This is a genomic window from Streptosporangium nondiastaticum (genome assembly GCF_003011965.1).
In the GTDB taxonomy this organism is placed as follows: Bacteria; Actinomycetota; Actinomycetes; order Streptomycetales; family Streptomycetaceae; genus Streptomyces; species Streptomyces nondiastaticus.
Map to the genome: position 1 here is coordinate 1 of NZ_PXWG01000210.1, position 7,837 is coordinate 7,837.

Sequence of the window (7,837 nt, forward strand, 5' to 3'; positions counted from 1 at the left end):
CGGCCCGGCCCGCCCGCCTGAAGGCCGCCGGCGACCGGCCCCTGCGGCTCGGCAGCCCCCGGCCCCGGCTGCGCATGGTCGGCTTCGGCCTCACGCTCGTCCTGCTCGTCTTCACCGTCCGGCTGCTGCAGGTGCAGGCCTTCGACGCGAGCGCCTACGCGGCCCGCGCCAACGTCAACCGGTACATTCCGGTCACCCTGGCCGCCGAGCGCGGCACCGTCACCGACCGCTCCGGGGTGGACCTCGCCACCACCGTCGACGCCTACGACATCACCGCCGCGCCCGACCTCCTCACGCCCGAGCGCATCAAGACCGAGGGCGCGGCCCGCCGTGCCGCGGCCCTGCTCGCGCCCGTCCTCGGCGAGCGCCCGGCCGTCCTGGAGCAGAAGCTCACGGCCAACCCCAAGTCCAAGTACGTCGTCCTCGCCCGCCGGCAGCCCCCCAGGGTCTGGAACAAGATCAAGGAGCTCAAGAAGGCGGCCGCCGCCCGGGCGCAGCGCAAGGAGGGCGCCGACGTCCTCGCCGGGGTCAACAGAGAACCGCACAGCAAGCGCGTCTACCCCAACGGCGGCCTCGCGGCCGGGATACTGGGCTTCGTGAACGCGGAGGGCCGCGGGGGCGGCGGCATCGAGGCCCAGTTCGACCGTGTCCTGGCCGGCCGGGACGGCAAGCTCGTCTACGCCCAGTCCGGCGGCCGCCAGGTGCCCACCGGCGACGTCAAGGAACAGCCCGCCGTGCCCGGCTCCGACATCGAGCTGACCATCGACCGGGACATCCAGTGGGCCGCGCAGAACGCCATCGCCCGGCAGGTGCAGGAGTCCGCCGCCGACCGCGGCTACGTCGTCGTCCAGGACAACCGCACCGGCGAGATCCTCGCCATGGCCAACGCCCCCGGCTACGACCCCAACGACCTCGCCCACGCCGACAGCGACGCCCTCGGCAACGCCGCCCTGCAGGACGCCTACGAGCCCGGCAGCGTCAGCAAGGTCATGACCATGGCCGCGGTCCTGGAGGAGGGCGCCGCCACCCCCACGACCCACGTCGAGGTGCCCAACCGGCTCCCGCGCGCCGACCGCTCCTTCGCCGACGACGTCGACCACTCCACCTGGCACCTGACGCTCAACGGCGTGCTCGCCAAGTCCAGCAACATCGGCACGATCCTCGCCGCCGAGCAGCTCGGCAAGGACCAGGGCGAGGCGAACCGGGTCCTCCACTCGTACCTGCGGAAGTTCGGCATCGGCGAGCCCACCGGCCTGGGCTTCCCGGGCGAGACCCCCGGCATCCTCGCCCCGCCGGCCAAGTGGCAGGGCTCCCGGCAGTACACCATCCCCTTCGGCCAGGGCCTCTCCCTCAACGCCGTCCAGGCCGCCTCCGTCTACTCCACGATCGCCAACGGCGGCGAGCGCATCCGGCCCACCCTCGTCCGCGGCACCAAGGGCCCCGACGGCCGCTTCACCCCCGCGCCCGTCCCCGAGCGCACCCGGGTCATCAGCGACCGCACCGCCCGGGAGCTCGCCACGATGCTGGAGTCCGTCGTCGACGACCGCGAGGGCACCGGCACCAAGGCCAAGATCCCCGGCTACCGCGTCGCGGGGAAGACCGGCACGTCCAACCGGGTGGACCCGCGGACCGGCCGCTACCACGGCTACACCGCCTCCTTCGCCGGCTTCGCCCCCGCCGACCAGCCGCGCCTCACCGTCTACTGCGCCATCCAGAACCCCACCAAGGGCAGTTACTTCGGCGGCCAGATCTGCGGACCCGTCTACAAGCAGGTGATGGAGTTCGCCCTGAAGACCCTGCAGGTACCCCCCTCCGGCACCCAGCCGCCCCGGCTGCCGGTGAGCTACGACGACGAGTGAGCCGGGGGCCGGCGTGACGACCATCACTCCCGATCCCGGGAACCGCGACCCGGGGCGCCCCTCGCTTCGCGACGGGGCGGGTGCGCCCGGTACGCTCACCGCCGTGCCACACGCTGATCAGTCCCACCCCAGCCCCCAGGGAGCCCCCGCCGCATCGCCGGGTGCGCCCCGCCCCACCCACGTCCGCCCCGCGTCCCTCGCGGAGCTGGCCGGTCAGCTGGGCATCCCCGCGCCGCAGGGCCCCGGGGCCGCCGTCACCGGCATCACCCACGACTCGCGCGCCGTGCGCCCGGGCGACGTCTACGCCGCCCTGCCCGGAGCCCGCTTCCACGGTGCCGACTTCGCCGCCCAGGCCGCGGGCCTCGGCGCCGTCGCCGTGCTGACCGACGCCGCGGGCGCCGAGCGCGCCGCCGCCACGGGCCTGCCCGTGCTGACCGTGGCCGACCCGCGCGCCGTCATGGGCGAGCTGGCCGCCACGATCTACGGCCGGCCGGGCGAGGAGCTGCTCCAGATCGGCATCACGGGCACCTCCGGCAAGACCACCACGGCGTATCTCATCGAGGGCGGACTGCGGGCGGCCGGGGCGAAGACGGGCCTGATCGGCACCGTCGAGTCCCGGATCGGCGACGAGCGGATCAAGTCCGAGCGCACCACCCCCGAGGCCACCGACCTGCAGGCGCTCTTCGCCGTCATGCGCGAGCGCGGCGTCGCCTCGGTCGCCATGGAGGTCTCCAGCCACGCCCTCCGGCTCGGCCGCGTCGACGGCTGCGTCTTCGACGTCGCGGTCTTCAACAACCTCAGCCCGGAGCACATGGAGTTCCACTCCGGCATGGAGGACTACTTCCAGGCCAAGGCGGAGCTCTTCACCAAGGCCCGCAGCCGCGCCGGCGTCGTCAACCTCGACGACGAGTACGGCCGCAGGCTCGCCGCCGGCGAGTCCGAGGTGCCCGTCACCACGTTCTCCGCCGAGGGCCACCCCGACGCCGACTGGCGCGCGGCCGACGTCGAGATCGGCCCGTTCGACTCCGTCTTCACGATCCTCGGCCCCCGCGGCGAGCGGATCCGGGCCCGGGCGCCCCTCGCCGGCCCGTTCAACGTCGCCAACGCCCTCGCGGCCGTCACGGCCCTCGTGGCCGCCGGGATCGACCCGCAGACCGCCGCCGACGGCGTCGCCGCCGTCCCTGGCGTGCCCGGCCGCCTGGAGCGCGTCGACGCCGGCCAGCCCTACCTCGCCGTGGTCGACTACGCCCACAAGACGGACGCCGTCGAATCGGTTCTCCGCGCGCTGCGCAAGGTCTGCGAGGGCCGCATCCACGCCGTCCTCGGCTGCGGCGGCGACCGCGACACCACCAAGCGCGCCCCGATGGGCGCGGCCCTCGCCCGGCTCGCCGACACCGCCGTGCTGACCTCCGACAACCCCCGCTCCGAGGACCCGCTCGCGATCCTCGCCACGATGCTGCAGGGCGCCGCCGAGGTGCCCGTCCACGAGCGCGGCACCGTCCTCCTGCTGGAGGACCGGGCCGACGCCATCGCCGCCGCGGTCGCCCGGGCCGAAGCCACCGACATCGTCCTCGTCCTCGGCAAGGGCCACGAGCAGGGCCAGGACATCAACGGCGTCGTCCGCCCCTTCGACGACCGCCAGGTGCTGCGCGAGGCCGTCGAAGCCGCGCAACAGCGCTCGTTGACCACGCACCGGAACGACCAGGGATGACAGACCGCCATGCGCGCACAACCCTCCCCCCGGAAGCCCTCCCGAACGGCCGGAGGTAAATCTCAGTGATCGCTCTGTCCCTCGCCGAGATCGCCGCCATCGTCGGCGGGCAGCAGCACGACATACCGGACCCGGACGCCCGGATCACCGGTCCCGTCGTGATCGACTCCCGGGCGGTCGAGCCCGGCAGCCTCTTCGCCGCGTTCGCCGGGGAGCACGTCGACGGCCACGACTACGCCGAGCGCGCCGTCGAGGCGGGCGCGACGGCCGTGCTGGCCGCCCGCCCCGTCGGCGTCCCCGCGATCGTGGTCGCCGACGTCGAGCGGGCGCTCGGCACCCTGGCCCGCGCCGTCGTCGAACGGCTGGGCACCACCGTCGTCGGCATCACCGGCTCCGCCGGCAAGACCAGCACCAAGGACCTGATCGCCCAGCTGCTGCAGCACCTGGGCGCCACCGTCTGGCCCCCCGGCTCGCTCAACAACGAGATCGGCCTGCCGCTCACCGCGCTGCGCGCCACCGAGGAGACCCGGCACCTGGTCCTGGAGATGGGCGCCCGCGGCATCGGCCACATCCGCTACCTCGCCGAGCTCACCCCGCCGCGCATCGGCGTCGTCCTCAACGTGGGCACGGCCCACGTCGGCGAGTTCGGCGGCCGCGAGCAGATCGCCGTGGCCAAGGGCGAGCTCGTCGAGGCGCTGCCCGCGGCCGCGGACGGCGGCGTCGCCGTGCTCAACGCCGACGACCCGCTCGTGCGCGCCATGACCGCCCGCACGAAGGCCCGCGTCCTCCTCTTCGGCGAGGCCCCCGACGCCGACGTGCGCGCCGAGGACGTCCACCTGACCGCCACCGGGCAGCCCGCCTTCACGCTTCACACACCCACCGGGTGCGCCGACGTGACCATGCGGCTGTACGGTGAGCACCACGTGTCGAACGCGCTCGCCGCGGCCGCCGTCGCCCATGAGCTGGGCATGCCCGCAGAGGAGATCGCCTCCGCGCTCTCCGGGGCGGGCCAGCTCTCCCGCTGGCGCATGGAGGTCACCGAGCGTGCGGACGGCGTGACGATCGTCAACGACGCCTACAACGCGAACCCCGAATCCATGCGAGCCGCGCTGCGCGCGCTGGCCGCCATGGGCGCAGCCGCTGCGGCGAAGGGGGCCCGCACGTGGGCGGTGCTCGGCCGGATGGCCGAGCTCGGTGAGGAGTCGCTCGCCGAGCACGACGCGGTCGGACGGCTCGCCGTCCGGCTCAATGTCGGCAAGCTCGTGGCAGTCGGGGGCAGGGAAGCGGCCTGGCTGCAGATGGGCGCCTATAACGAGGGTTCGTGGGGTGAGGAGTCGGTGCACGTGTCCGACGCGCAGGCGGCGGTCGACCTGTTGCGCAGCGAGTTGCGCCCGGGTGACGTCGTGCTGGTGAAGGCGTCCCGGTCGGTGGGGCTGGAGTGGGTGGCCGAGCAGCTGCTCGCCGTCGACGGCGAGGTCGCCGGCTGATGAACCAGATCCTCTTCGCGGGCGTCATCGGTCTCTTCCTGACCCTCATCGGCACCCCGCTGCTGATCAAGTTCCTCGCCCGCAAGGGCTACGGCCAGTTCATCCGCGACGACGGCCCGCGCGGCCACGCCGGGAAGAAGGGCACGCCCACCATGGGTGGCATCGCCTTCATCCTGGCCACCCTGATCGCCTACGCCCTGACGAAGGTCATCACCAGCCACGAGCCGACCTTCTCCGGCCTGCTGGTGCTGTTCCTGACGGCGGGCATGGGCCTCGTCGGCTTCCTCGACGACTACATCAAGATCGTCAAGCAGCGGAGCCTGGGCCTGCGGGCCAAGGCGAAGATGGCCGGCCAGCTGATCGTCGGCATCGCCTTCGCCGTGCTCGCGCTGCAGTTCGCGGACACCCGCGGCCAGACCCCGGCCTCCACCCGGCTCTCCTTCACCCAGGACTTCGGCTGGTCCGTCGGCCCGGTCATCTTCGTGGTGTGGGCGCTGTTCATGATCCTCGCGATGTCGAACGGCGTGAACCTCACCGACGGCCTCGACGGCCTCGCCACCGGCGCCTCCGTGATGGTCTTCGGCGCGTACGTCTTCATCGGCACCTGGCAGCACGGCCAGTCCTGCGGCAACCCGCTGACGGCCGGCGCCGCCTGCTACGAAGTGCGCGATCCGCTCGACCTCGCCGTCGTCGCCTCGGCCCTGATGGGCTCCTGCTTCGGCTTCCTGTGGTGGAACACCTCGCCCGCCAAGATCTTCATGGGCGACACCGGCTCGCTCGCCCTCGGCGGCGCCCTCGCGGGCCTCGCCATCTGCTCGCGCACCGAGCTGCTGCTCGCCCTCCTCGGCGGCCTCTTCGTCCTGATCACCATGTCCGTGATCATCCAGGTGGGCTCGTTCCGCCTCACCGGCAAGCGCGTCTTCAGGATGGCCCCGCTCCAGCACCACTTCGAGCTCAAGGGGTGGAGCGAGGTCCTCGTGGTGGTCCGGTTCTGGATCATCCAGGGCCTGTGCGTGGCCATCGGCCTCGGAATCTTCTACGCGGGATGGCTGGCCATCAAGTGACCCCTCCTTCCGGCTCTTCCGGCTCTTCCGGTCCCTCCGAGCCCTCCGCCTGGAGCGGCAAGAACATCACCGTCGCCGGCCTCGGCGTGAGCGGCATCAGTGCCGCCCGCGCCCTGGCCGGCCTCGGCGCGCGGGTGACGGTCGTCGACGGCGGCGACAGCCCGCAGCTGCGCGAGCGCGCGGCAGGCCTGGAGGCCGACGGCATCGCCGTACGGCTGGGCGACGCCGAGACCCTGCCCGAGGGCACGGAGCTCGTCGTCACCTCTCCGGGCTGGAAGCCGTCGAGCCCGCTGTTCGCGGCGGCCGCCGAGGCCGGCGTGGACGTCGTCGGCGACGTCGAGATCGCCTGGCGCCTGCGCGGCGAGAACGGCCGCAAGCCGGCCGCCTGGCTCGCGGTCACCGGCACCAACGGCAAGACCACCACGGTCCAGATGCTGGCGTCGATCCTGAAGGCCGCGGGCCTGCGCACGCGCGCCGTCGGCAACATCGGCACGCCGATCATCGACGTGGTGCTGGGCGACGAGGAGTACGACGTCCTCGCCGTCGAGCTCTCCAGCTACCAGCTGCACTGGGCGCCGTCCGTCCGCGCCCACTCCGGGGCCGTCCTGAACCTGGCCCCCGACCACCTCGACTGGCACGGCTCCATGAAGGCGTACGCCGCCGACAAGGGCCGGATCTACGAGGGCAACCAGGTGGCCTGCGTCTACAACGCCGCCGATCCCGCCACCGAGCACCTGGTCCGCCAGGCCGACGTCGAGGAGGGCTGCCGCGCGATCGGCTTCACCCTCGGCGCCCCCGGCCCGTCCATGCTCGGCGTCGTCGAGGGCATCCTCGTGGACCGCGCCTTCGTCGAGGACCGGCGGACGACCGCCCAGGAGCTCGCCGAGGTCTCCGACGTGAAGCCCGCGGCCCCGCACAACGTCGCCAACGCCCTCGCGGCCGCGGCCCTGGCCCGCGCCTTCGGCGTCGAGCCGCAGGCCGTCCGGGACGGCCTGCGCGCCTTCCGCCCGGACGCCCACCGCATCGCCCACGTCGCGGACGTCGCCGGCGTCGCGTACGTGGACGACTCCAAGGCCACCAACACCCACGCCGCCGAGGCGTCCCTCGCGGCCTACGAGTCGATCGTGTGGATCGCCGGCGGCCTCGCCAAGGGCGCCACCTTCGACACCCTCGTCACCAAGGCCGCGAAGCGGCTGCGGGGCGTCGTCCTCATCGGGGCCGACCGCGCCGTGATCGCGGAAGCGCTGGCGCGACACGCCCCGGATGTCCCGGTCGTCGACCTCGACCGGACCGACACTGGGGCGATGGCCGAGGCCGTGCGGGAAGCCGCGCGGCTCGCCGGGCCGGGGGACACCGTGCTCATGGCCCCGGCCTGCGCCTCGATGGACATGTTCACCGACTACAACAAGCGCGGCGAGGCCTTCGCCGAGGCGGTGCGGGACCTGGCCGGCCAGGAGCCCGGCGGCGCGGGCGCCTGACGGCTCAGCCCTGTGCGGCAGCCCGGAGCCTCCCCGGCGGGGAAGCCCCGGGCCGCTTCCGGTGGTGCGGCCGTACGCCGCCGGAGACGAGCGAAGGGGACATCCGGATGCACGCGGACGACACCCCGGGGCCGCCCGGCCCCTGGACGGCCCTGCGCGGCCCCGTCGCGCGCTCCGGGCCCGCCCGGACGGGCCGCCCGCGCCCCGCAGGGGCCCGTGGAGGCGGCGCGGGGCGGGG

General features: G+C 73.8%; 5 protein-coding genes. All 5 read left to right on the forward strand.

Annotated elements, in window-relative coordinates; genetic code table 11:
- Nucleotides 1-1,859, forward strand: a 1,859-nt coding sequence (locus tag B7P34_RS34065; RefSeq protein WP_106682022.1) for a peptidoglycan D,D-transpeptidase FtsI family protein, incomplete at its 5' end; no start/stop codon positions are given.
- A 205-nt stretch (nucleotides 1,860-2,064) separates the two neighbouring features.
- A complete protein-coding gene (locus B7P34_RS34070) occupies nucleotides 2,065-3,570 on the forward strand; it encodes a UDP-N-acetylmuramoyl-L-alanyl-D-glutamate--2,6-diaminopimelate ligase (protein ID WP_223268526.1) in 1,506 nt (501 codons plus the stop codon).
- A gap of 65 nt (nucleotides 3,571-3,635) precedes the next feature.
- Nucleotides 3,636-5,057, forward strand: a complete 1,422-nt coding sequence (locus B7P34_RS34075; protein WP_106682024.1) for a UDP-N-acetylmuramoyl-tripeptide--D-alanyl-D-alanine ligase — start codon at nucleotides 3,636-3,638, stop codon at nucleotides 5,055-5,057.
- Nucleotides 5,057-6,121, forward strand: coding sequence for a phospho-N-acetylmuramoyl-pentapeptide-transferase (mraY, locus tag B7P34_RS34080; RefSeq protein ID WP_106682025.1), 1,065 nt, complete (start codon nucleotides 5,057-5,059; stop codon nucleotides 6,119-6,121). The genes B7P34_RS34075 and mraY overlap by 1 nt, the downstream gene beginning before the upstream one ends.
- Nucleotides 6,103-7,599, forward strand: coding sequence for a UDP-N-acetylmuramoyl-L-alanine--D-glutamate ligase (gene murD, locus B7P34_RS34085; protein WP_106682026.1), 1,497 nt, complete (start codon nucleotides 6,103-6,105; stop codon nucleotides 7,597-7,599). The genes mraY and murD overlap by 19 nt, the downstream gene beginning before the upstream one ends.
- Nucleotides 7,600-7,837: the final 238 nt, after the last annotated feature.

What these genes read in the sequence shown, in the direction of transcription:
- mraY (WP_106682025.1), top strand. Translation starts at nt 5,057, where the DNA reads ATGAACCAGATCCTCTTCGCGGGCGTCATCGGTCTCTTCCTGACCCTC.
- murD (WP_106682026.1), top strand. Translation starts at nt 6,103, where the DNA reads ATGGCTGGCCATCAAGTGACCCCTCCTTCCGGCTCTTCCGGCTCTTCC.